This window comes from Paenibacillus sp. OK003, assembly GCF_900109515.1.
Taxonomy (GTDB): Bacteria; Bacillota; Bacilli; order Paenibacillales; family Paenibacillaceae; genus Paenibacillus; species Paenibacillus marchantiae.
The window spans coordinates 56,617-77,199 of the sequence record NZ_FOBD01000022.1; the positions used below are offsets into that span (position 1 = coordinate 56,617).

Here is a 20,583-nt window from a genome sequence, read left to right on the forward strand (position 1 = left end):
TCCCCTATCTGTGATCAGATAAGTTCAACGTGTCTCTAAGACTTGGATTTAGTCAAGATTCCCTTGTCTACGGAATTTTGGATAATCTGTTGTGCATACGTCCACAATGTTTTGGAACCGTTCTCAATCTCACGATTTCTATTTAACACCTGTTCACTTGTTATATTGTATTTCTGCCACGTATCTCCCTCATTCTGATGATTGTGGATCAACGGCTGCAACCGATCCATCGACGAGGCAAACTGCGCTTCATGGGTCTCCTTAGCCTCAAACTCTAGCCATAGGCTCAACAGTTCTTCGGCCTGTTCCTGAGGTAATATCCCAAACAGTCGATGCGCAGCCTTGATCTCGCGTTCATATTTATCCGTATGACCTACTGTATCGTAGGCAAATGTATCTCCGGCATCGATCTCAACGAGGTCATGAACAAGAAGCATCTTAATGACTTTGAGAATATCCACCTCCTTGTTGGAATGGCTCTGCAAAATCAAGGCCATCATCGCCAAATGCCAGGAATGCTCCGCATCATTTTCAAGTCTTTCGCCATGGATGATTCTCGTTTTTCGTTCAATCGTTTTCAGTTTATCAATCTCAATTAGAAATTGAATCTGCTCCTGTAATGTTTCGTTCACGACCATTCTCCTTCGGTTTATAGAATTCATGCTTATTAAGCTCGCTAATCATCAGTTCATTCCCTCCCGAACGACACTCAGGAAATAATCACGATGATCCGGATGACAGGCAATCAGATATGGCTCTGAATTCATACCATCAAAGGGAATCCCTTCATAATCCATAACAATCGCACCTGCTTCTTTCGCCATTAATATGCCTGAATACAAATCGTCTCCTTCCGAATTGTAGAGCACAATACCGTCAATATCCCCCTTTGCTAACATGCACCACTGTATGGTTGGAGCCCATAATCGCATCATTCGTTTGAAACGAACATCCAGATGTTGACGTAGCCGTACAGCCTTCTCCTCATTTTGCACCTGATGCCCCTGGATCCAGCCAATGGTCCCTTTATGAATCTGCTCTTTCTTTTGAACTTTCATGGGGTTCAGATTACAACTTGCCCCATTCCCACGTGATGCCACAAACAAACGGTCCACCAGAGGTTCATAAATAACCCCGAGAACAGGTTCTGAACGATACATTAATGTAATGGAAACGGAAAATATCGGTAGGCCAATGGCAAAGTTGTTTGTTCCATCTAACGGATCAATCATCCACAGCCAGTCACTCTTCTGTCCGTTATGCCCCCGCTCTTCACTATGGATCTCATGATCGGGAAAACTTATGCTAATTTCATCACATATTATCCGCTCTGCTTCATGATCTACTTCAGTAACTACGTCGCCAAAGATGTCCTTCTCCTCTGCGTAGGTGATCTGATCAAAATGATCTTTGGCAACTTTTCCGGCTCTTCGAATGACTCTTTTCGCAATCTCTTGGGCTAAACGAATGGTTTGTTCGATGACTATCACTCCGTTCGTGTTATTAAAGCGCTCATTTTATGCTAATTTCATAGATCCGAGTCTCTTCATGATCAAGCAAATATCCTTTACCGATATACGCCCAGTTATTTTTTTCATTTATGTTCTTGTATATTTTTGTGGTAATAGCTTCCCAATCGTTGTTTTAGAATAACCCTCTTCTCTCTGCAAATACCGCAAGGAGATACCACTTATTTCGTTCAACATGTACTTCGCATAATCCAGAAGTAAATCATTACTTAGATTCACGCTTTCCAGCTCTCCATTATACTTTGCGAGACATTGTGAGATGACTTCTTTGTACTTCGGTAAAATATGAATGAGTGCCCACTCGCCTGCTTCTCGCTTGGAGTATATAACCGACTCTTTCACATACAATAGCACCCGTGATAGGTTCAAAACATAGTAGACAGGGTTATCCGTTATTTCTTCCATAGCTGAACCAACGTCAGATGTAATAGAGGCCAACATATATTCACGTTTTACGGGCTGGAATAACTCGTTAATCGGTTTACCGACAAGCACAATTCCACGGTCAACAATAACGGCCAGATGTGCTACCAGATCCGGATCTTCGTATCCACCGCAAAGATATTGATCATCCGTTCTATACTTCTCCCGGTGATACCCCGAGTAATGAAATTCAAACGGAGTCGGAAACGTCAGTTTAGCAACCGTAGACTCCAAAATAATACTAAGTTCAAATCCTGTGATAATGTGCATTTCATCTTCGATGTGCATCAATCTCTTCGCAATCCTTCGATAGGTATCAGCAGACAGCTGCTCCCGGCATACCACCAGTATATCGATATCGCTTTGATTGGGATGGAAGCACCCCATAGCCATGGACCCGTGCAAATAAATTCCCACCAGGGAATCCAAACATTCTTCTTTTAACAAAAGGGTAACTGTATGTAGTACCGCCTGTTCATCCACCTAAATCCACTCCTTTATTTACGTTGTTACGTATCCAACTCCACTTTCATTTCCTCCACAAAAACAGCCGTGCCTTGTATTTTGACATCCATGTCCTGTCCATCTCTGACCACACTGACAAGAACTTTCCCATCTCTGCCAATCTCGTGTCCTTGTTCCACAACAAAATGAGTCTGATCGATCTCAGCATTCATATACTCCAAATAATAGGCACCCATCACACCGGATGCTGTTCCCGTAACCGGATCCTCCGTAGTTCCCGAAAAGGGCGAGGAAAAATGTCTGGCATGCATTAGAGCATCTGAATCACGGGTTTCCTGAGTAAAGGGATGCAAAGAAGCTTTCGGATTTTCAACTAATATCTCAGGGAATAGAGAAGAATCCGGTTTCATTTGTTGGAAAGAAGTCAGTTTACGAATCGGTATCAACAAAGTCCAGGCGCCTGTACTTCCATAGACGATGGGTGTGGATAAATCAATATCATCCATAGTTAGATGGACTGTTATGGAAAAACAAGGTATAGAAAGCCACTGCGCGGATCTGATGCTCTTTAATCAGTATCTATGGCGTAAAGCCAGGGAGCTGGAAGAAAATGAATCGGCGAATCTTAGGCGAATTGATCAGGTTTATGAGATGATCAAGGGCATTAGTAAGATATTTGAGGTTAGAGCCGGACACGGCTCAATAGAAACAGACTTTATCTATTTCAAAACGGAAGACACTATTTTTTGGCGTGGATGCTTATAAAGAGCAGTGCAGAACAAGCAGACACAGATACAAAAATAATTGTTTTGTCATATAGAAAGAAGCCCAATATATGGGCTTCTTTCTATATGTTTATTCTAAGAATCGCTTTTAACAAAGTAATTGCCGTAATGTAGAATCTGTTTTGTATCAGCAGTGACATCATCTAAGTTATCAACGGTTTCCTCTTCGGAAATAGAGGAGTCCTTTTTGGCTACTTTATTAAAAGTTCCAAAAGGATTAATTATACTGTCGAGACTTTCTTGACCACTCCTAATATCCTCTTCTGACAATTCCACTGAAGCTGTAACGTAGGGATTGTTTGGGTTATCAACGTCAGTGATTTTCATTTCCTTATCAGTACTTATTTCTCTGTGAATAGCAGGACTCGATGAGAGATCTGTTTTACCCTCACCATAATTATTACTAGCATAAATACTTAATGCAGTCCCTGCCGAAACAGTCATTATTAATGCCGTACTGATAAAAATTTTTTTCATTGGAGGTCACTCCTCAATCATAGTTATAGTATGCATTCGCAAATCCATTACCCTCTAGTTCGGATTTACCTGTGTTCTCTATATAGACAACATACTTACCGGGAAGTACGTTTGTCCAACCGAGTGTTTTACTCTCGTGATCGTACATACCAGTTACTGATTTACCAGAAGTCATGTTACCTGTCCTGGATTGCCTTGTCAAAGGTATGTGCAAGATCCTGCTGATGTATATAGATAAGTAGCGGATTTAATGGTTGAACGATGCGCTCCAATTCCAGAACATATTGCACGTTTTCTTCTCTGGATTGATTGGTTTTCACCAAACCTATGGTCAATGGATTTTGAATAAAACAACATTCGAATATAGTGATGGAATCATCATCCACACTTATCACGCTTTCGGTAAAACTCCGCCATTTTTCGGTGATCAGCTTCACATTTTGTTCAAAAGGTAGTTCGTAAATATCTTTGCTAAATATCTCCTGCACCACATGATCGGGGAAATCCACTCCGAATTCCTCTTTCATTTTGCGATAAGGAATCAGGAAACTATCCTGATAGGCTGTTGCTCTGCTCTCCAATATATGTTTACACGTCTCCTGAGCATCCACCAAAGATCTGAACTCTTCCGCAGAATAAAAGGCCACACCATCATAATCAGCAGGGTGATCCAGATTCCCTTCCTGGATGAGCTGCACCTTTTTGCCATGCTCAGTCAGAATCTCGGAAACCATCTTGGCAATCGTCGACTTTCCTGAACCCGGTAATCCCTCAATAAGTATCAATTGTTTTGTCATGATTTCATCACCCTTAACTTCTTTTCATTCAGTCGTTGTTAATCGATGTCTGCAAAGATCCACTTCGCAGCATCGCCATCCGCTTTCTTTTTCCTAAACACCATGCTAGAGCTGGCCTCCTCCCCGTTCTCTCTTAATTCAGTAACCATCACAAGTGCTTCATAAAGCTTCTTTTGCTCTCGAATGTTGATATCACTCATAGAGATGATCTTACGAACTTTAAAACCTGAAAATCCTGAAACTGGCATGCCTGAGACTGGCGATTGTGGATCAAAAAGGCTCATATAGCCCTCCTCATCCTCTTCCCATATATAACGCATGCGCACGTTCATCAGTTTGACGATTTCCAGTTCATCACCTGTGTACTTCGTTTCATCAAGGTAAACAGGAGGGATGCCTTTGTCTTTTTTGGGTGCTTCTGCTTCATCGTCCTTCTGCTCGATTGCTTCATCAGTAACGCTTTCCGTCACAGGAATCGTTGGTTTCTGTACAGCTTCATGGGTTGTTTTATCCTGACAGGCGATTAAGAACAGAAATAATAACGACAACACGGTTAACTTTTTCATATCCAAGCCTCCAACATATGCACAACTTCGCCAAGATCTTTGCACTCATAATCCGGTGTAATCTGTTGCGGTTTGAGTTTTCCTTTTCGATTCAACCAGATAGCCTTAATTCCCGCATTTTGCGCTCCTTGTACATCACTTACCAGAGAATCGCCTATATGGATTACCTCATCTCGCTGCAAACCATACCTGTTGATCGCTTCATCAAACATCTCTGACCTTGGTTTATAAGAACGAACATCCTCACTGGTAATCACTCCGGTCACTTCAATGTTATGTGCCTTCATTGCGGCTTTCACGTCATCCGTATCGATATTGGAAAGGATATATACCGGAACTTCAAGAGAATGAAGAAAGGGAATTGAATCAGCAAATATGCCAGGGTTACGCCAATGTGCCAACTGTTCCTGATTAAGTGACTCAGCTTGTAGATCCGATTTGAAATGGAGAAGCGTTTCTGCCAGAGATTGCACATTCAGCATTCTTTGCGTGGTAAACTGGCTGCCGTGGCTTGCATAAAACAATGTTGAAAAAGCCTTCCACCAGTAAGCACCGATCTCATCGGTTGTACACTCCACCTGCGCTGTCGCTTGAACTTGTTTATAAATCACGGGTAGAATATCATCATCTTCATGAACAACTGTCCCATAGAAATCAAGGAAAATGGCTTTCATTCTATTCCTCCCACTGGAATAATCTCAATTCCCAAAAAACTTCCTATTGTATGTTAAATTTTCTCTGTAGGTACATCATAACCCATAATGTGGAATTTGCGAATGAACCAAATAACGTAATCCTCCCCCTCCTTACGGATTTTGCTCAACACAAAAACCACGCTGCTCTGCATGTTTTCATCATACAAAGAAGCGTGGTATATCGATAAAGCCTTTACAACTTCCAACATCATAGAACAGAAACCAACTATCTTTTAAAAAACATGTTCATTACACCAGTGGCTTTAATGTTGAGCTCATTACCCTCAGCATCCATAAAAGTCTCATTATACGTAGTAAAGATTCCCACATGCTGTATATGTCCGCTTCTGAAATTAAGACTTTTTTCCTGGCCGTTCGTGATCTGTGTATACGTCGTTTCATTGATGTCGTAGGAGACATGTATACCATACTCGCTTTCCAGCCATGTATAAAAATCGGTTCTGGTTGGATTGGTAATAATCATAATGACAACTAAAATGACAAGACTCATAACTAGTATTTTACGGATCAAGTTCGGTTCATAACCAAATCTATTCTTCATCTTTTTCATTCCGCATCTTCGTTATCATCTCAACCTTTCTAGCCAAAACCCAGCCACTTAACCCATACGATGATGTAATGACAAAGTACAGATATTCCCCCTCGATCAACTTGGTTTCCAGCTCTTTATCAGTTTCATACATGATAGGCCAGCCCTGACCTTTCCCTTTCTCCAACAAATCGCGATTGTAACTAATAAAATAATCCAAACCAACGTCGTCAATATCGAAGATAATGCTGCCTTGCAACGGAGTATCAAATGAATGTGCCAATACATCCGAGAAAAGGATATCCGTATCATCATGCAATTCAGGATGATGCGAACGGGTACGCATCCTAATCTTCTCATTCTCCAAATCGACTTCGTAACTTAATATGATGTTATCATGCACACTTGCCATTTTATGACCCCTTTCAAAGTTCCATTTTAACTCATTGGTTGCTCTGCTTATGACCTGTTAAACAACTGCTCGTCAAACCATACATCCTCATAATCTTCTGCAATCACAAACCGCCATCCCGGCGCAAGTCCGAGATACTTATTAATTTTCGGGTCCCAGTCATCGATGTGTGTTACATGTAAAGGTACAAAAAAATCATCTGCATCAGAGTACTTTTCTGCCCAAATATACCATCCGGTTGTATCTCCCTCGGGCTGAATACGCATTCCGTGGATCGGTTCCACCTTCTCTTTGACGTTCCAGGCGATTCCAATCTTATGGTGCAGTTCGCTCGGTACATAGTCGGCATTATATTTCTGACACATCTGCATCTGTTCCTGAATGGAATCAGCATTTGTCATCATTAATCATCTCATTTCTCACATGTTGGATTTGACTAAGGTTGTTCATAGTACTGTTTATAATTAGAGACCCATTCCTCTTTGGAAAAATTAACAAAGTCATATAAGTCACACTGTCTAAGATAGTTCAGAATATTGTTTAATTCTTCCGCTTTTTTCCTGCTCTCCATTCTAGCATAGAAATAGAATTGAATTGTGTGAAGTACCTGTTATGTTAGAAGAATTTCGAATTAACACAGCATAGTTTCGCCTCCAAAAAGTATGAAAAAAAGAACTACTCCATTAAGAGTAGCTCTCCTATTGACCTTTACCCATACCTGCTGCTAAAGATCAAATCATCGATCCGTTATCAGCCATGTCTTTGCCTCTTCAGGATCAGCATAAAATGATACAGATTGCCCCAACTCCAGGCTCTTCAATCTTCTTTTCAATTTCCAACGATCCATCCCTGATAGTCCTACAAATGAGAGCTTATCCACATGATCTTTGAGATTATTTATGTTGCAGATTAACTGATCCAAGACTTCTTTGGTAATCTTCGTCTCATACATATCCACCCAAACCTTGAGCTTTTTATTGATCCCGAAGATGAAAGCCTCTTCTTGTCTCATCACATCGAAAAGCTTATCTTGGTCCTTATGCTTGCTGCCATATTTCAGACAATGGATTTCTCCACCTTTATAATAATAAGGAAAAATAGATCCACCTGGAGATTTCATGAAAGATCACTCCTTATATTTTGAGATTAATTTAGGCGTTGATCTCCGTAATCTCCAGATACATCTCCTGATTTTGCCGAATTATTTCATTCATGTGTAAAATAGCTTCCTGAGCAGCGGCTCGATATTTAGCGTATAGTTCTTCCGTTCTTTGCAGCAGGATTGGGTCTTTCTCCAAATCCGCAGGCAGGACCTCACGCCACGTGTCTCCATCTTTATTTTTATCTGTAATCAAACGCTCAATGTCGTCCAGGAGAGTCACCATTTCATCTTGGTTAAAATAGCGCATTCCGTTTTTAATTCCATTCCAGCTCTTCATGTCGATAATGTTGTACGCCGAAAACCAATAAAACTCCGCCAAGCTCTTCGTATGGTTATGATAGGAATAGAACAAAAATATCGCTTGTTGTCCTTCATGTAATTGCCGATATACCTCTACTTTTGCTGCAACATCTTTACCACGAACGGAGATCAACATCGGTTGGACGCATAGCCAGCTAAGCTGCTCAGAACCCAAATCTTCTGGTTTGACATTAACTTTCAATAACATGCTCCTCTCTACTTGCGATGATTGTACATTCGAACTTCCCTTGCGTCATATGTTAAGGATTCTTTGGTGTTTTTACTGCCGGATCACTCTCTCCACCCATTCTACGTCTGGACGTTTCTTTCCTGCCTGTCGCTGGAACATGGTTAGACACTTTAGCCAATCCGAATTTGGGCATATTCGCATATATGGTCTCATATGAACCGGATTGAGCTTTGTACGTTTCATGATAAATGCCCACGCTCCCATCCGATCCAACGGATTGGTTAAATCGTTTCCAAGCCTCCAAGTGCGGACCACCTCGTGCGTATTTCTCCAGTTCATCATAAGATCTCCAATATTGCAGCAGAGTCACTCCACGCCAGCTCATAAAAAATTCCGTCCCCAGAAAACCGGTATCTGGGTTCATGTACAGTTCTTTAATCATCGGGCCCATGGATTTAAAAACAGGTAACCACTTATGTATGGCCCAGAGGCGATTAACCCTCATTCCAATAATAAAAACAACAAACTCGCCTTCGATCTCAGCTGAATATCTTCCCTTGTGTATGTTCGCCACATTAGTCCCCCTTTTTATCAAATATGCCGTCTTGTTTGCCGTAATTCATCCCCTGAACCATTCTATATTGCAAAATCAGTTGAAGACCATTGATGCCCATTTTCCGCTCGCCCATATCCAGAAAACCTGCTTTTAGATACAGCTTTTGTGCTGCAATATTCCCCTCATTCACAGCTAAAATAATTTCATCGACCTTCGGATCAAGCTGCTTAACTAGTGCAGGCAGTTCCTCATAGCAGTGAGTGCATACCCGTTCCCCTGATGTTCTAAGGTAATGGATAACGCACGTACCAGTATCTTACGGGAAGCATCTCTTTCCTCTACGTATTCAGAATTTTTATGTAGTATGAAGAAACCAACTGGAGTCTCATCATTTAAAATCACTATGGGATATTTGTTCGGATTTTGCAATGCCTCCTCCATCACTTCCGCAGGCATAGCAGTAAACTGAACCTGTTCATCACTTAATGAAAAATTAGCCAAGTCTCGATTGCACTTTTCATTATATGGGGCCAGGCTAATCCGTTTTTTCATTTAGAACACCTCCCACTTTGCAAACAATTGTCTAAGTCTCTGGGCCGTTGTTTGTATAAACTCTTCTATAGCTTCCATAGATATAATGTTCAACTCACCTGAGGGCTCATTTTCAAGGTTTTTTAAAAAGTCTACTTTTTCTTTTCTATACTGATACACCTCTTGCTCCAGCAATCCACCTAAATCAAAAGCTTTACCTGCTTCCAGCTTATTCAATAAATCATGGCCATCAGATCCTTTTCTCAAAATCATAAATTCCAGCTTCGTAACATCCTGCGTATAAATACTTCGTCCATTCGGATGAACTTCATATGCGGGATAAATCTCGAAAGTCCAAACCCGATCCGTATATATATGAGCAATGTACCCGCACAAATATTGCATGAACTTAGGATCATTATGCGCGCGTTCTTTGTTGGTATTAAAAAATGCCCCGAGCTCTTCGTCTGTTGCAAACTGTCCTGCCTCTGGCATGAGATGAGTTTTTGCCTTTTCGACTCTTTCATTCGTTCTCACATGAATGGAGTCAGGAGCAAGACTTCCCACTATAAATTCAGGGGTTGGATTAGATAATAATTCAGATGCGATTGCAAAATGAACCATGGGCCAAGGCATAATAAATGCTCCTCTCTCTATTAAAATCAGGGATTTTAATTTACTCACAAACTATATTTTCCCTATTCCCTCTCAAAATCTTCTTTATATCCTCTAGGGCTTTAACGCAGAATTGTGAGTTCCCCTTGTATCAAATCTACCAATACAGGCTTCTGTACCTTGTTGATTGTGGAAATATCAATTTCATCTAGACTTTTAAAAACAAGCTCTAGCGATTCATTCTGTTCATCTTTAAATAAAAGGGTTGTTTGATCATCATCAAGTTTCTCACCCAACTCCGCGGTGACGTTGAACAGGAACATTACAAATACAACCTCGTTGCCATCCGGATATGTATATTTCATTTTCTCACCTGTGTAGATGGATGCCAGTTCATATGAACTCACGTCAAGCCCCGTTTCTTCTTTTACTTCTCTAATCATAGTTTCTTCAATACTCTCACCGGGCTCCATACCACCACCAGGTAATCCCCAATCGCCATAATCTGATCTTTTTTGCAGCAGTATTCTACCCATATGATCACGAATAATAGCTCCGCCCGTAACGACAATGCGGCTTGTCATCAATCTGCTCCTCTCTAATGGCTGGCTTCCCCCTCAAGTAAACCTTTTCATTCATCATAACCCATGTATTGGTAAATGGGAAAATCTAGTTCGATCTTGCACGTACAAAGGTTTGCGACAGAATCCGATGGCTGCCAGCGATGTTTTCAATCTCAATACTATACTCAGACTCAACATATTCAATGTGATGATGTTCATAGTATTTTTTCCAGAATGAAACAGCTGATGGGTTATTAGCCAGTTGCTCCACTTTGAATCTGCCCTGAAATTGTGCAAACACCAGATCAACCGCTTGAGCCGCCAACCCCTTTCCACGATACTTTTTGACCAGAAACAGTTCTTGAACTGTAAAGTTGACATCACCATCTACATATGGAGGAGAGCAAACCAGCACAAATCCAATTACCTTTCCATCATATTGAATAAAAAACGGATGTAATTCCGCCCGTTCCAGATAGAGATAGGTATTCGTCGGATCAAATTTCCCCTCTTCTAGCAAATCCTCACCCGAGAATTCGGAAAGATCATATAAATACAAGTTGTACAGGTTAAGAAATAATTCCTTCTTTTCTACCAAAATACTCGTGATTTGTAAATTCATCATCATTGCAGCATATCTCCCTTATCATGTGATCTACGCTCAACCTTATCGATATACACAGCGTGCTTGCTATGTCCTGCTCTCAATATATCGTTTCAACCACAGCAGATATAGGCAAAGTTTGATTTAAATCGTGAAGTATCCTGTCTTGGAGAAGATGCTTATGTATAAAAAATAGACCCTTTACAGAGTCCGTTTAAGCATATTTGTCGTTTTCGTTTTCTTCCCAAGGTATGCAATAGCAAGTGCAACGGGATTAACAAAAGGTAAAAAAGTCAGCCAACCTATGAATTTAAGTATGGGAGCCAGGATCGAGATCACACCGAAAAACAGCATAAGTGGAGATCCTTTCTTCAGCCCCTGAACGAAAAGTACTAACCCGACTGCAATCCACATGGCCAATGCGATGCTAAGCATATTTATAACCATCACCTCCATTTTTACAGTAATCAACGATATCTGTAATTAACCGATCGACACTTATTTGATTAGATAATTAACTACAGGATAAGAAATCACGTTCCGGTCTCTATAGGTTGAAATCACCGCTTCGGAATGCGTACTGAGAATCCCATTTTGCAACATGACAGGTCTAAATCCTCGCTCCATCGCGCCATTATAGGTAAACAGAACGCATTCCTCGGCGGCAAATCCCGATATGATCAACAGCTCAACACCACGGCTCTTCAGAATCTGCTCCAAGTCTGTCTGCCAGAATGCATTGGAGCTCTCCTTCGTAACCTTCAGATCCTTCTCAGTCACATCGACCTCAGAAATAATACGATACGCCTCAGAATTTGAATCCTCCATCCCTTCCACATCTTGTAGATAAACTACCACATGGTCGCTCGAACGAAGCACGTCTGCAACATGATTAATATATTCACAAGCGCGGTCAATTGCTTTTTGATCTATCTTATCCCGTACAGTACTCTCTTGCATATCCACGATCAGAAAACCTATTTTCATATCATCCCTCCTCTAAAATCAATCTTCTACTGATCCATTTTCATTCAAATATTGCAGCACGATGTCCACTCTTTCCTGGACGGAATGACTCCCCTCAATCTTCAAAATCGGGCAACTTATATCTTTCATCCAATGTTCATGCAGCGCTTTACTACGTACATTCAAACCTCCATCCTCATATAGCGAGGCCCACTCCAGAAACGCCTTGGATTCCTCATACATGCTTCCACCTGGCAAAATCGCATCACCATACCTCTGGGCTTCTCTCTTTCTCAGACGTTCAAGTCTGATCTCATTGGGTACATGCAGGAAAATGACCAGATCAAAGCGCGACTTCAACTGATCTCCCCAACCACAAACCGACCCTGAGAGAATCCACTGCTGATGTTGATCCAGATCATCCGATAACATTGTTAATCTGTCCAATGGTTTCCTCCGTGAGGTGAACTTCTTAAGCCAATAATAGTCATCCCCATCCAGGTTGATATGAGGAAGCTTGGTTGTCAGTTCCTGACCCAGAGTAGAAGCTCCTGAGCCCGATGCGCCAAAGATATGTATTCGATGTTTCAAGTCAATCCCTCCTTGATGATGTTAATCGCTCCTTATTTCAGTCCTTGAACAATTCGTTCAGCATCCGATCGCGGTTTTCCAGAAAACTGCGGGTGATCTGATAATGTTCTGTATCCTCATAGTCCACTTCCTGAATCCCGCCATCGTCAAAGCTCAGAATGCATGCTCCCGGATATCCCAGCAGAATCGGCGAATGCGTCGCGATAATAAATTGGGAAGTGTCTGATAGATCATGAAGAATGCGCAACAAGGAGAGTTGACGTGCTGGAGATAAGGCGGCTTCGGGCTCATCGAGCAGATAGATGCCTTTGGAATTGAATCGGTTCACGAACAGATTGAGAAATGACTCCCCGTGGGATTGTTCATGCAACGAACGCCCGCCGTAATACTTGAGCGACTCCGGCCCCAATTCATCTACATGCGATGCAAATTGATAAAAGGACTCCGAGCGCATGAAAAAACCATTCGTGATTTTGGGCAACCAGGATAGACGCAAATAGTCACCTAATGATGATTCAGCAGCATCAATCTCAAATGCATTATTTTTCCCGCCCCCTGCTGTGTTGAATCCACATTGATGAGCGATGCCTTCGAGCAGTGTGGACTTGCCCGATCCATTTTCGCCAACAAAGAAAGTAATGTTATTGTTGAATTCCAATCGCTCCAATGACTGTATGGACGGTATGTGAAACGGATATTGATCCGGATTCTCGACTTTAGCAGACAGTAACTCCACACTTCGAAGATACATAGACACACTCCTATTCTTATAAGATTGGACTCCTGCTGGTTTCAGTCCTGTTTATTGATCCACGGATGGATGATTTCTTTGCGGGTGATGATCTCCATGGTCTTGATAAAAAACCAGGTGAACCCGGCATAAAAACCGATATGCGGATATCGGAATGCCGCCGGTTTGTTGCCTTCGTAACAGAAGTGCCCAATCCAGGACAGGGTGTAATGGAGAAGTGCCAGAACCAGCATGACTTTAAAATTAATGAACAAGAAAATCCAAGCCACAAACGCCGATAAAAATGCGAAATAATGCAAGATGAGGTTGTTCCGATCCTGATGTTCCTGAAGATAATAACGCAAGTCCTTGCGAACACGATTCAACATCCGGTCACACTCATTTCATCTTAAAATGTGATCATGGCTCCTTTTTCATCGAATGCAGCAGTTATATTTATAAACATTCACACAAAAAGTTCCATCTCTATCGTACCTTATAACGAGGTAAACAGGAATGTTTTTGAACGAAAAAAAAGAGAGCAAGCGGTATGCTTACTCTCTCCGTGTTAATATACAAATCTGCGCTGCGCCCAGTAGCTGAACACAAAGATCGACACCTCTGTTAACAGCTTGGCTGCAATCAGCGGGATAATCAATTTTTCATTGTAGAAGTACAACAATCCGTAATTTAATAACAGCACCAGAATGACCAGTGAGAAGTATTTCGGTAAAGACTGACGGACTCTGGACGTTTTCCCAGCTGAAAATACATATTTCCGATTGATCGTATAGTTGAAGATGGAGCTGCACAGTCTCGCTGCAACGACCGATAGGAACAGATTATGCGTGAAGTACTGGATCACGAACAGTAAGCCAAAATCGATCAAGGCCGATAACACCGAAGACGTACTGAACATCAGAATTGGCATATAAATGCGGAATGAATCCACCAATGGGCGAAAATGTGAGGATTTGTTATGATCCAGATAGACCGTATCAATAAACTCCTCCGTGATCTCATACCCTTCTTTATGCGCTGTTAGCAGCATGTTCATTTCGTATTCAAACCGTTCCCCCGGGATCTGGCACAGCCAGTCCAGCATCGAGTACGGAAAACCTCGCAGGCCTGTCTGTGTATCATATACTTTCGTACCTGTCGTGAGAGAAAAGACCCCTCGTGTGACGGTGTTGCCGAAACGGCTGCGCGCTGGAATGGTTCCACTGAACCGACGACTCCCCAGTACAATCCCAGGATTCGTTTGCTCCAATAGCACCTCAAAGATGCGTTTGATATCATGCGGCAGATGTTGGCCGTCACTGTCTGCGCACACAATACCGCCCTGTGGCCCATGTTCCTTGATATGTTGGAACCCTGTCTTGAGCGCACGTCCTTTGCCCAGATTAACCGCATGTGTCAGAACCGTACACCCATAAGCTTCTGCCGTCTCGAAGATCCCCCTGTAACCTGGTCCGCTACCATCATCTACAATGACAATGGGGCCTAACTGAAACGTCTGCAACTGTAAAATTAGATTTAATAAACGAACATCCGGTTCGTAGGATGGAATTAATATGGTCATGATCATTGTCCCTCCTTCAGATAAAGGATGTCACTTACGCCGCGTTCCTGGTTTCTTCCCAGCGGATTATTCACAACCCGACCCATGAAATACATCGTGGATGAACCGCCTCCGTCCAGATTGTAGGCTTCCGTTGCTCCAAGACCTTTCATGACATCGGCAAGCTCTGCCAGCGTCATGCCACGGCTCTCATCCTGCCGTCCGTCCACTACAACGAATACATAATGATTGGGGGCGATCATGCCGATGGCTGTTCTCGGATTGGCATCCTGGATCGACCGGTTGCCAAAGTTGTTATCGATTTTCACACTGCTGAAGTCACTTACAATCTCACCATCCTGAACCAGAATTGGCCCAAAAGATAACGTATTGGTCGCACCTTCCGCCAGCAGTTCCGATGAGGATACTTCTGTCTCGTTATACGTCTTCATCGTACCGTCACTGAACAATGCCATCGCATCACGCACCGGATCATCCCGATATACCGTACCATTGCGGATAATTACGCCGTCATCGCGGAAGCCGTAGTAGTCACCATTGATCGCAAAGATGGCGTTGTTGGCCGCTGCTATCTCTGAAGTGTTTTCGGTAATATTCGTGCCAAAGCTGTTATCTGCCAGAGCCGAGCGCAGGCTGCTCGCATCTGTCAGCTGTACATCTGCGACGTAATACGTAATCTGATCTGAGCCAGAGCCCGTCTGCACCTTGTCGATCTTGACCTGCATATCATCGCTGGAATAGTTCCAGTCATCTGACGTTGCACTCACTTCTGTCGCCGTGTTTGAAGTATCGCTGGAGGCGCTGGTTGCTGATGTATTATCGTCTGCCACAACCACTTCCACATGCCGAATTAAATACCGGTTCGCCAAACTGTATATCACTGTGCCTAGCCCCAGAATGATGACAAGTGTAACGAGCATCCATTTCCGTCTGGACTTGGATTTCGTGTTGGGTTTGTTGTTCTTGTTAGTGCGCTGGTTGGGTTCTCTGTGCATCGTCATATGTGAAGTTCACCTCTTTATCTAAGTTTCTTAAGGCTCATATTAGGCCGAATAGCTTAAATGAATCTGAAACTTTCGGAACGCAAAATCGGAACGCAAAAAAAGAAGATCACCCTGTCTCCATTGTGGAGATCAGTGAATCTTCCATTGAAATGATGATGAATGAATCTTAATATACATATGTATAGATCCAACAGACGCAGGTTCAAGGCTGAACTGCCTTCCATAAACGTTGTTATTCGCCTGCGAAAAGAGCATCGTATGCAGGGCAGGGCTGCTTTTCAAGATAATCCGTTAACGATTGTGGCTGCTTGGTGTAAATATCCTTCAAAGACGTACCCTCGTAGATATTACCAATCACGACTGGGTGGCATAACTCACAGATGAGAATATCTCCATTGCCGTGCAAATGCAGCTGCTTCGTCCCATCCACACAATTGGAGAAATACACACCCGGTTGTTCTCGTAATCCCAATTGCTCCGCGAAACGATCCATACAGGTAAAATATAACGTTGTATCTTCCTTCTTGTGATTGATCAGATCATTTACGGACTGGATGAGGGACTCCTTGGAGGCAATCTTGCTCCATTTACTGTGTGGCATCACGATGCTGTTCTGAATCTCATGGATGCGCACACCCAGTTCATAGACTTTATCGCTAATAGCCTGCATGTTCGCTTGGGTGCCTTCAAATAGCAGCGTTTCTAGCACAGTCTCCAGCCCCGCTTCAGTACAAAGACGAATGTTGTGCTTCAATCGCTCATACATGCGGGGATGAACACGGTAATAGGCTGCATATGCATCTCGATCTGTATAGTTGAACGAAATATGAATATTGGACAAGCCCCCATCACGCAAAGCATGAATTCGTTCCTCTGTCAGCAGGCTGGCATTGGTATTTAATTGCGTGTCGATGCCATGTTCCCCACAATACGTCACAATCTCCAGGCAATCCTGAACTTTCAGAGTCACCTCTCCCCCGGACAAACGCACCCGCTTGAGCCGCGGAAGCTCACGAATAATTCGAATCACTTCCTGACCGCTGATGCATTGCCCATCGTCCCGATTGTAGGCGCAGCAATAGTCGCATTTGTAATTGCAATTGGAAGTCACACCGACCTCCAGTCCCTCCAGTTCATATACACCGGGTGTTTCAAGCTCAAGTGATTTATATTTGTTTTTCGTTGTCAAATCAATGTACCTCCCGATTCCTTATCCATGTTTTTTCAACTTGGGGATTATAGCGGATCTCGGTCGATGCCCGATATGACATTATGTACGTTGGAAATCATTCATCATTTGAAATCATAATCGGATCGAATAATCGCATACAAATTCAAATCCTGCATTTCGTTTTTAATTTTCATAAACTTGCGTAAAATCCCTTCGAATTTCATGCCTGTCTTTTCCATGACCTTTGCGGAGCGGTACCAATATAATTTAGCATGCCTTGAAACAAGTCCGAATCCCACGAAGTTACTCCAGAACCAAAAATGGCAGCACTCAAATATCGAACACTGTACAGTAGGGCCGCTATGACCAGCAGCAGTGTCCCCGTAGTTCTACGACTCACACAATTTCCCCCCTTTATAAAATCAAGGCCATAACCTCTGGCACTTCCACTGACCTTGCTGCAGAACATATTGAATTCGCACATGCTTTCGCTCCGGGTCTCCCTGCCAGAACTCAACTTCCTTTGCGTTCACGGCGTACAGTCTCCAATTCGGTGTAATGACATCAGGATCTCGGCTGATCCGCTCTTTCTGAGCGGCAATGGAGCGTTCCAATTCTTCCTCGCTCTCCAGCTCCTGACTCTGTCGTCCTGTCATCGCAACTGCGCGTGCCCCAGCCGATCTTTTCCGAAAATCCGCTGCACCTGCTTCCTCGCCCATATCCACGGCTTCTCCCCTTATGCGAATCTGTCTGCCCAATGCAGGCCAGTAAAAGGTCAATGCCACATGCGGATTGTTCTCCAGCTGCTGTCCTTTTCGACTCTCCGAGCCAGATGCAAAATAAAAAGCTTCGTCAACTACGTCTTTCAAAATCAATACTCGTGCATCTGGAAAACCATTCGAATCCACTGTCGAAATCGTCATCGCGTGAGGTTCTTTCACACCGTAATCTATAGCCAGTCTCAGCCATTCCAGAAAAAGTTCCCCTGGTCGATCCGGTAACTGTTCGGTATCCCAAGTCGGAAAAGGTCCAGACAAGGACTTCAACCCACGCAACAAATCACTTGGTTTATCACTCATATCGGCAACCTCCTTATACTTCCATTTCATTCCATTCTAGCGTAGTAGGCCATTTTCTCAACTATTTGTTTTGAAATGATTGATATGTTCTAATGAAAATTGGTATGAATGTACCCAGCTTAAAGTTAAGCCAGAACAGCTTCATATCTTTCCTGCACCTGTCGTTTATTGGATTGCAGAATCTAAATATGTTGATGATTTTGAATTACGTGCTATTTACTCGGAAGAGGTTTTAGTCGGTTTTCTCGTATTCTGTGCGAACCCAGACAAGGATGGTAACTATTGGATTCCTGCCATAATGATTGACGAGAAGCATCAAGGAAAAGGTTATGGCAAGGCAGCAATGAAAACTTTGATTCAGCTTATGAGTATTTCAAATTGCACAAGAATCATGATTGGACACCGATCAGACAATCGAATTGCAGGAAAGTTGTATGAATCTTTAGGGTTTATAAAAACTAGTGAAGAAGTAATAGATGGTGAAATAGAGAGGGAGTCGCGAATTGTTATTCAAATCACCTCCAATATAAAATTTGGACAAATAAAAAAGCCCTATTTATAAGGCTTTTCGAAAGCTAATTTCTATGTAAAATCGGTATTTCATTCAAAACCATAGTGTACGATGTGGCGTGGGTGAGTGTAGTAGACTTTTTTGATGTTATTAAGTTCTGATGAACATGAATACATATTATGTACTAGCTTGTTGTCTACAGTAAGAAAATTTAACCCATAAAGATTGGCAATACTGGTGTTTGCAGCATCTGCGGCACCAAGCCGAGAGGTGAGCTCAATTTGCTGAAAGGCGGAATCTTGATCACCATCACGAACTTTCAAAACTTCTTCATTGATGAATGTTTTCATCATATCTCTTGTGAAATCTTCTTGAGTCTTTAATAGGGTTGTATTATGAGTTATTTGCATACGATTAAAATAATCCTTCAATGAACGTGTAGATAAGTGCATTATCTCGTTAACGATCAATGAATTGGTATAAAGTAGGACTATTTTATCAACAGGGAAGATATGCTCAAAGAATAATTGCGATACTGTTTGATGCCATGGGTCACTTTCTGACATTAGAGCCAACAGAATACAAGTATCCACGAGTAAATCTTCCCCTGTATTGAATCCATTAAAAGTTGGGGCATTAAAATCAATCTTTTGCATACTTCTCTCGATCCCTCACTTCACTTAGTTCAATGGGGAGTTTGGGTGATTTTCCAACAAAACTTTTAAGGATGTTTTTTTGTGCTGCACTCATGCCAATGCTACTTTTAGGAATTGGTTTTGCGGCCTTACCTGTAGTTGGTGTTGCAATCATATCCTTCTCCTCCTTATTATTATCACTCATTTTTTGAGCCTCCTAAGTTTTAAATGGTATCCAGTATTACCCTCACAAACAGATATATACTCTGATTATCCCAATTTAGAACGGAGACTGTTAGATAATAATACCATCTTCATATAACATATACAATGTATATGCGACATCTTTTACCAACTATAATATACCTATACGAAGTGGAAGATTAGAAGTTAAGCGAACTACTACCATGTAAAAGTATGCTTTCATCAGGCTTTTATTTTGACGAGATATTCAAATGAGACAGTAGATATCCGATAATGATTGTATCAGTTAAATAATTGAATGGATGTAGACATGAAGCCAACCTACAGAATAGTTATTGTTGTAGTTATACTGGCACTTTTAAATTTATCGCTTGTGCTTTTTTCAGATATCAGTATACCAGTTGAGCGAAAAGGAAACTTCTATACAACTGAAAAAGTTAGTTTTGGAATGATGTTTTGTCTGTGTACAATGTTTATACTTGGAGCAATTGCGGGTATAGGTGCAACAAGCGAAAAAGCTTTAGTTGATGCTTCAGTGTTATGGTCAATGTCTGTATGGTTATTTATGTTAGCTATACAATATTGCAGAATCGTTTATCATAAAGGATTATTTGATGGATTAACATTTAGTATCGCTAAGTGGACTGCAATATTTCTTGTAATACATATAGTTTCCGCATTCTTATTGCACAAAATAGATAAGAGAAGAAAAGAACGAGAAGATGAGGAAAGATGGAAAGAAAACATTAAAAAAGTTGGTATTCAATATGTGTACACATTTGATGATGGCAGTGAAATTACAGTAACACAGGAAGATATGCGTTTAGAAGAAGGATAACTAGAGAGGACATTATTTTACACTGGTACCCATAGACTGGACACTTTGAAAT

General features: G+C 41.9%; 32 protein-coding genes. 3 read left to right on the plus strand and 29 right to left on the minus strand.

Annotation, left to right across the window (positions count from 1 at the left end; translation table 11 throughout):
- Positions 1–35 precede the first annotated feature (35 nt).
- From BMW94_RS26205 to BMW94_RS26220, 4 genes are all read right to left on the minus strand, one after another.
- On the minus strand, positions 36–638 hold the full coding sequence (locus BMW94_RS26205; protein ID WP_175480857.1) for an HD domain-containing protein: 603 nt from the start codon (positions 636–638) through the stop codon (positions 36–38).
- A gap of 45 nt (positions 639–683) precedes the next feature.
- Complete coding sequence (locus BMW94_RS26210) at positions 684–1,490, minus strand: inositol monophosphatase family protein (protein WP_368086952.1); 807 nt, start codon at positions 1,488–1,490, stop codon at positions 684–686.
- A gap of 108 nt (positions 1,491–1,598) precedes the next feature.
- Positions 1,599–2,435: an aminoglycoside adenylyltransferase domain-containing protein gene (locus BMW94_RS26215; RefSeq protein WP_091001690.1), complete on the minus strand. Its 837-nt coding sequence runs from the start codon at positions 2,433–2,435 to the stop codon at positions 1,599–1,601.
- Positions 2,436–2,461: 26 nt separating this feature from the next.
- On the minus strand, positions 2,462–2,980 hold the full coding sequence (locus BMW94_RS26220; protein ID WP_368086954.1) for a PhzF family phenazine biosynthesis isomerase: 519 nt from the start codon (positions 2,978–2,980) through the stop codon (positions 2,462–2,464).
- On the opposite strand from BMW94_RS26220, the gene BMW94_RS26225 reads away from it, so the two are divergent.
- A complete protein-coding gene (locus BMW94_RS26225) occupies positions 2,940–3,182 on the plus strand; it encodes a hypothetical protein (RefSeq protein ID WP_091001692.1) in 243 nt (80 codons plus the stop codon). The genes BMW94_RS26220 and BMW94_RS26225 overlap by 41 nt on opposite strands.
- 95 nt (positions 3,183–3,277) lie before the next feature.
- On the opposite strand, the gene BMW94_RS26230 is transcribed toward BMW94_RS26225, so the two are convergent.
- From BMW94_RS26230 to BMW94_RS26345, 23 genes are all read right to left on the minus strand, one after another.
- On the minus strand, positions 3,278–3,679 hold the full coding sequence (locus BMW94_RS26230) for a hypothetical protein (protein ID WP_091001693.1): 402 nt from the start codon (positions 3,677–3,679) through the stop codon (positions 3,278–3,280).
- Between the two features lie 176 nt (positions 3,680–3,855).
- Positions 3,856–4,476: an adenylyl-sulfate kinase gene (locus BMW94_RS26235; RefSeq protein WP_091001694.1), complete on the minus strand. Its 621-nt coding sequence runs from the start codon at positions 4,474–4,476 to the stop codon at positions 3,856–3,858.
- Positions 4,477–4,514: 38 nt separating this feature from the next.
- Positions 4,515–5,042: a hypothetical protein gene (locus BMW94_RS26240; protein ID WP_091001695.1), complete on the minus strand. Its 528-nt coding sequence runs from the start codon at positions 5,040–5,042 to the stop codon at positions 4,515–4,517.
- Positions 5,039–5,716, minus strand: a complete 678-nt coding sequence (locus tag BMW94_RS26245) for an HAD family hydrolase (protein WP_091001696.1) — start codon at positions 5,714–5,716, stop codon at positions 5,039–5,041. The genes BMW94_RS26240 and BMW94_RS26245 overlap by 4 nt, the downstream gene beginning before the upstream one ends.
- 247 nt (positions 5,717–5,963) lie before the next feature.
- Positions 5,964–6,299: a hypothetical protein gene (locus BMW94_RS26255; RefSeq protein ID WP_139209429.1), complete on the minus strand. Its 336-nt coding sequence runs from the start codon at positions 6,297–6,299 to the stop codon at positions 5,964–5,966.
- The gene (locus tag BMW94_RS26260) at positions 6,289–6,699 is read right to left on the minus strand and encodes a hypothetical protein (protein WP_091001699.1); all 411 of its coding nucleotides are present in this window, start codon (positions 6,697–6,699) and stop codon (positions 6,289–6,291) included. The genes BMW94_RS26255 and BMW94_RS26260 overlap by 11 nt, the downstream gene beginning before the upstream one ends.
- Positions 6,700–6,746: 47 nt before the next feature.
- Positions 6,747–7,103 carry an immunity protein Imm33 domain-containing protein gene (locus BMW94_RS26265; protein ID WP_254790377.1) on the minus strand — a complete coding sequence of 119 codons (357 nt, stop codon included), beginning with the start codon at positions 7,101–7,103 and terminating at the stop codon, positions 6,747–6,749.
- 332 nt (positions 7,104–7,435) lie between these two features.
- Positions 7,436–7,819, minus strand: a complete 384-nt coding sequence (locus BMW94_RS26270) for a hypothetical protein (protein WP_091001700.1) — start codon at positions 7,817–7,819, stop codon at positions 7,436–7,438.
- A 31-nt stretch (positions 7,820–7,850) separates the two neighbouring features.
- Complete coding sequence (locus BMW94_RS26275) at positions 7,851–8,363, minus strand: hypothetical protein (RefSeq protein ID WP_091001701.1); 513 nt, start codon at positions 8,361–8,363, stop codon at positions 7,851–7,853.
- A gap of 58 nt (positions 8,364–8,421) precedes the next feature.
- On the minus strand, positions 8,422–8,925 hold the full coding sequence (locus BMW94_RS26280; protein ID WP_091001702.1) for a DUF4188 domain-containing protein: 504 nt from the start codon (positions 8,923–8,925) through the stop codon (positions 8,422–8,424).
- Between the two features lie 213 nt (positions 8,926–9,138).
- Positions 9,139–9,459 carry a GNAT family N-acetyltransferase gene (locus BMW94_RS26285; protein ID WP_091001703.1) on the minus strand — a complete coding sequence of 107 codons (321 nt, stop codon included), beginning with the start codon at positions 9,457–9,459 and terminating at the stop codon, positions 9,139–9,141.
- A complete protein-coding gene (locus tag BMW94_RS26290; RefSeq protein ID WP_139209430.1) occupies positions 9,460–10,122 on the minus strand; it encodes a hypothetical protein in 663 nt (220 codons plus the stop codon).
- A 53-nt stretch (positions 10,123–10,175) separates the two neighbouring features.
- The gene (locus tag BMW94_RS26295; protein WP_175480858.1) at positions 10,176–10,637 is read right to left on the minus strand and encodes an NUDIX domain-containing protein; all 462 of its coding nucleotides are present in this window, start codon (positions 10,635–10,637) and stop codon (positions 10,176–10,178) included.
- Between the two features lie 85 nt (positions 10,638–10,722).
- A complete protein-coding gene (locus BMW94_RS26300; RefSeq protein ID WP_254790378.1) occupies positions 10,723–11,244 on the minus strand; it encodes a GNAT family N-acetyltransferase in 522 nt (173 codons plus the stop codon).
- A gap of 474 nt (positions 11,245–11,718) precedes the next feature.
- The gene (locus BMW94_RS26310; RefSeq protein WP_091001707.1) at positions 11,719–12,207 is read right to left on the minus strand and encodes a cysteine hydrolase family protein; all 489 of its coding nucleotides are present in this window, start codon (positions 12,205–12,207) and stop codon (positions 11,719–11,721) included.
- Between the two features lie 18 nt (positions 12,208–12,225).
- Positions 12,226–12,777, minus strand: a complete 552-nt coding sequence (locus BMW94_RS26315) for an AAA family ATPase (RefSeq protein ID WP_091001708.1) — start codon at positions 12,775–12,777, stop codon at positions 12,226–12,228.
- Between the two features lie 37 nt (positions 12,778–12,814).
- A complete protein-coding gene (locus BMW94_RS26320; RefSeq protein ID WP_091001709.1) occupies positions 12,815–13,528 on the minus strand; it encodes an AAA family ATPase in 714 nt (237 codons plus the stop codon).
- Between the two features lie 41 nt (positions 13,529–13,569).
- The gene (locus BMW94_RS26325) at positions 13,570–13,896 is read right to left on the minus strand and encodes a DUF962 domain-containing protein (RefSeq protein ID WP_091001710.1); all 327 of its coding nucleotides are present in this window, start codon (positions 13,894–13,896) and stop codon (positions 13,570–13,572) included.
- A gap of 179 nt (positions 13,897–14,075) precedes the next feature.
- Complete coding sequence (locus BMW94_RS26330) at positions 14,076–15,089, minus strand: bifunctional glycosyltransferase family 2/GtrA family protein (protein ID WP_091001711.1); 1,014 nt, start codon at positions 15,087–15,089, stop codon at positions 14,076–14,078.
- Positions 15,090–15,091: 2 nt separating this feature from the next.
- Positions 15,092–16,090, minus strand: coding sequence for a phosphodiester glycosidase family protein (locus BMW94_RS26335; protein WP_254790379.1), 999 nt, complete (start codon positions 16,088–16,090; stop codon positions 15,092–15,094).
- 235 nt (positions 16,091–16,325) lie between these two features.
- Positions 16,326–17,282 (minus strand): radical SAM protein, encoded by a 957-nt coding sequence (locus BMW94_RS26340; RefSeq protein ID WP_091001712.1) that lies wholly within the window; start codon positions 17,280–17,282, stop codon positions 16,326–16,328.
- Positions 17,283–17,484: 202 nt separating this feature from the next.
- A complete protein-coding gene (locus BMW94_RS30305) occupies positions 17,485–17,664 on the minus strand; it encodes a hypothetical protein (protein ID WP_139209433.1) in 180 nt (59 codons plus the stop codon).
- A gap of 22 nt (positions 17,665–17,686) precedes the next feature.
- A complete protein-coding gene (locus BMW94_RS26345; RefSeq protein WP_091001713.1) occupies positions 17,687–18,343 on the minus strand; it encodes a pyridoxine/pyridoxamine 5'-phosphate oxidase in 657 nt (218 codons plus the stop codon).
- A 79-nt stretch (positions 18,344–18,422) separates the two neighbouring features.
- On the opposite strand from BMW94_RS26345, the gene BMW94_RS26350 reads away from it, so the two are divergent.
- Positions 18,423–18,905, plus strand: coding sequence for a GNAT family N-acetyltransferase (locus BMW94_RS26350; RefSeq protein ID WP_175480859.1), 483 nt, complete (start codon positions 18,423–18,425; stop codon positions 18,903–18,905).
- 38 nt (positions 18,906–18,943) lie between these two features.
- Here the strand turns inward: BMW94_RS26350 and BMW94_RS26355 are convergent, their stop codons facing one another.
- Together BMW94_RS26355 and BMW94_RS26360 are read right to left on the minus strand one after the other, a co-directional pair.
- Positions 18,944–19,510: a hypothetical protein gene (locus BMW94_RS26355; RefSeq protein WP_091001714.1), complete on the minus strand. Its 567-nt coding sequence runs from the start codon at positions 19,508–19,510 to the stop codon at positions 18,944–18,946.
- The gene (locus tag BMW94_RS26360; protein ID WP_091001715.1) at positions 19,497–19,694 is read right to left on the minus strand and encodes a hypothetical protein; all 198 of its coding nucleotides are present in this window, start codon (positions 19,692–19,694) and stop codon (positions 19,497–19,499) included. The genes BMW94_RS26355 and BMW94_RS26360 overlap by 14 nt, the downstream gene beginning before the upstream one ends.
- A gap of 309 nt (positions 19,695–20,003) precedes the next feature.
- On the opposite strand from BMW94_RS26360, the gene BMW94_RS26365 reads away from it, so the two are divergent.
- The gene (locus BMW94_RS26365) at positions 20,004–20,531 is read left to right on the plus strand and encodes a hypothetical protein (RefSeq protein ID WP_091001716.1); all 528 of its coding nucleotides are present in this window, start codon (positions 20,004–20,006) and stop codon (positions 20,529–20,531) included.
- The last annotated feature ends 52 nt before the right edge of the window (positions 20,532–20,583 follow it).

Coding starts and splice junctions, on each gene's coding strand:
- BMW94_RS26205 (WP_175480857.1), bottom strand. CDS start 638: ATGGTCGTGAACGAAACATTACAGGAGCAGATTCAATTTCTAATTGAG.
- BMW94_RS26225 (WP_091001692.1), top strand. CDS start 2,940: ATGGAAAAACAAGGTATAGAAAGCCACTGCGCGGATCTGATGCTCTTT.
- BMW94_RS26230 (WP_091001693.1), bottom strand. CDS start 3,679: ATGAAAAAAATTTTTATCAGTACGGCATTAATAATGACTGTTTCGGCA.
- BMW94_RS26235 (WP_091001694.1), bottom strand. CDS start 4,476: ATGACAAAACAATTGATACTTATTGAGGGATTACCGGGTTCAGGAAAG.
- BMW94_RS26240 (WP_091001695.1), bottom strand. CDS start 5,042: ATGAAAAAGTTAACCGTGTTGTCGTTATTATTTCTGTTCTTAATCGCC.
- BMW94_RS26245 (WP_091001696.1), bottom strand. CDS start 5,716: ATGAAAGCCATTTTCCTTGATTTCTATGGGACAGTTGTTCATGAAGAT.
- BMW94_RS26255 (WP_139209429.1), bottom strand. CDS start 6,299: ATGAAGAATAGATTTGGTTATGAACCGAACTTGATCCGTAAAATACTA.
- BMW94_RS26260 (WP_091001699.1), bottom strand. CDS start 6,699: ATGGCAAGTGTGCATGATAACATCATATTAAGTTACGAAGTCGATTTG.
- BMW94_RS26265 (WP_254790377.1), bottom strand. CDS start 7,103: ATGATGACAAATGCTGATTCCATTCAGGAACAGATGCAGATGTGTCAG.
- BMW94_RS26270 (WP_091001700.1), bottom strand. CDS start 7,819: ATGAAATCTCCAGGTGGATCTATTTTTCCTTATTATTATAAAGGTGGA.
- BMW94_RS26285 (WP_091001703.1), bottom strand. CDS start 9,459: ATGAAAAAACGGATTAGCCTGGCCCCATATAATGAAAAGTGCAATCGA.
- BMW94_RS26295 (WP_175480858.1), bottom strand. CDS start 10,637: ATGACAAGCCGCATTGTCGTTACGGGCGGAGCTATTATTCGTGATCAT.
- BMW94_RS26300 (WP_254790378.1), bottom strand. CDS start 11,244: ATGATGATGAATTTACAAATCACGAGTATTTTGGTAGAAAAGAAGGAA.
- BMW94_RS26310 (WP_091001707.1), bottom strand. CDS start 12,207: ATGAAAATAGGTTTTCTGATCGTGGATATGCAAGAGAGTACTGTACGG.
- BMW94_RS26320 (WP_091001709.1), bottom strand. CDS start 13,528: ATGTATCTTCGAAGTGTGGAGTTACTGTCTGCTAAAGTCGAGAATCCG.
- BMW94_RS26325 (WP_091001710.1), bottom strand. CDS start 13,896: ATGTTGAATCGTGTTCGCAAGGACTTGCGTTATTATCTTCAGGAACAT.
- BMW94_RS26330 (WP_091001711.1), bottom strand. CDS start 15,089: ATGACCATATTAATTCCATCCTACGAACCGGATGTTCGTTTATTAAAT.
- BMW94_RS26335 (WP_254790379.1), bottom strand. CDS start 16,090: ATGACGATGCACAGAGAACCCAACCAGCGCACTAACAAGAACAACAAA.
- BMW94_RS26345 (WP_091001713.1), bottom strand. CDS start 18,343: ATGAGTGATAAACCAAGTGATTTGTTGCGTGGGTTGAAGTCCTTGTCT.
- BMW94_RS26355 (WP_091001714.1), bottom strand. CDS start 19,510: ATGCAAAAGATTGATTTTAATGCCCCAACTTTTAATGGATTCAATACA.
- BMW94_RS26360 (WP_091001715.1), bottom strand. CDS start 19,694: ATGAGTGATAATAATAAGGAGGAGAAGGATATGATTGCAACACCAACT.
- BMW94_RS26365 (WP_091001716.1), top strand. CDS start 20,004: ATGAAGCCAACCTACAGAATAGTTATTGTTGTAGTTATACTGGCACTT.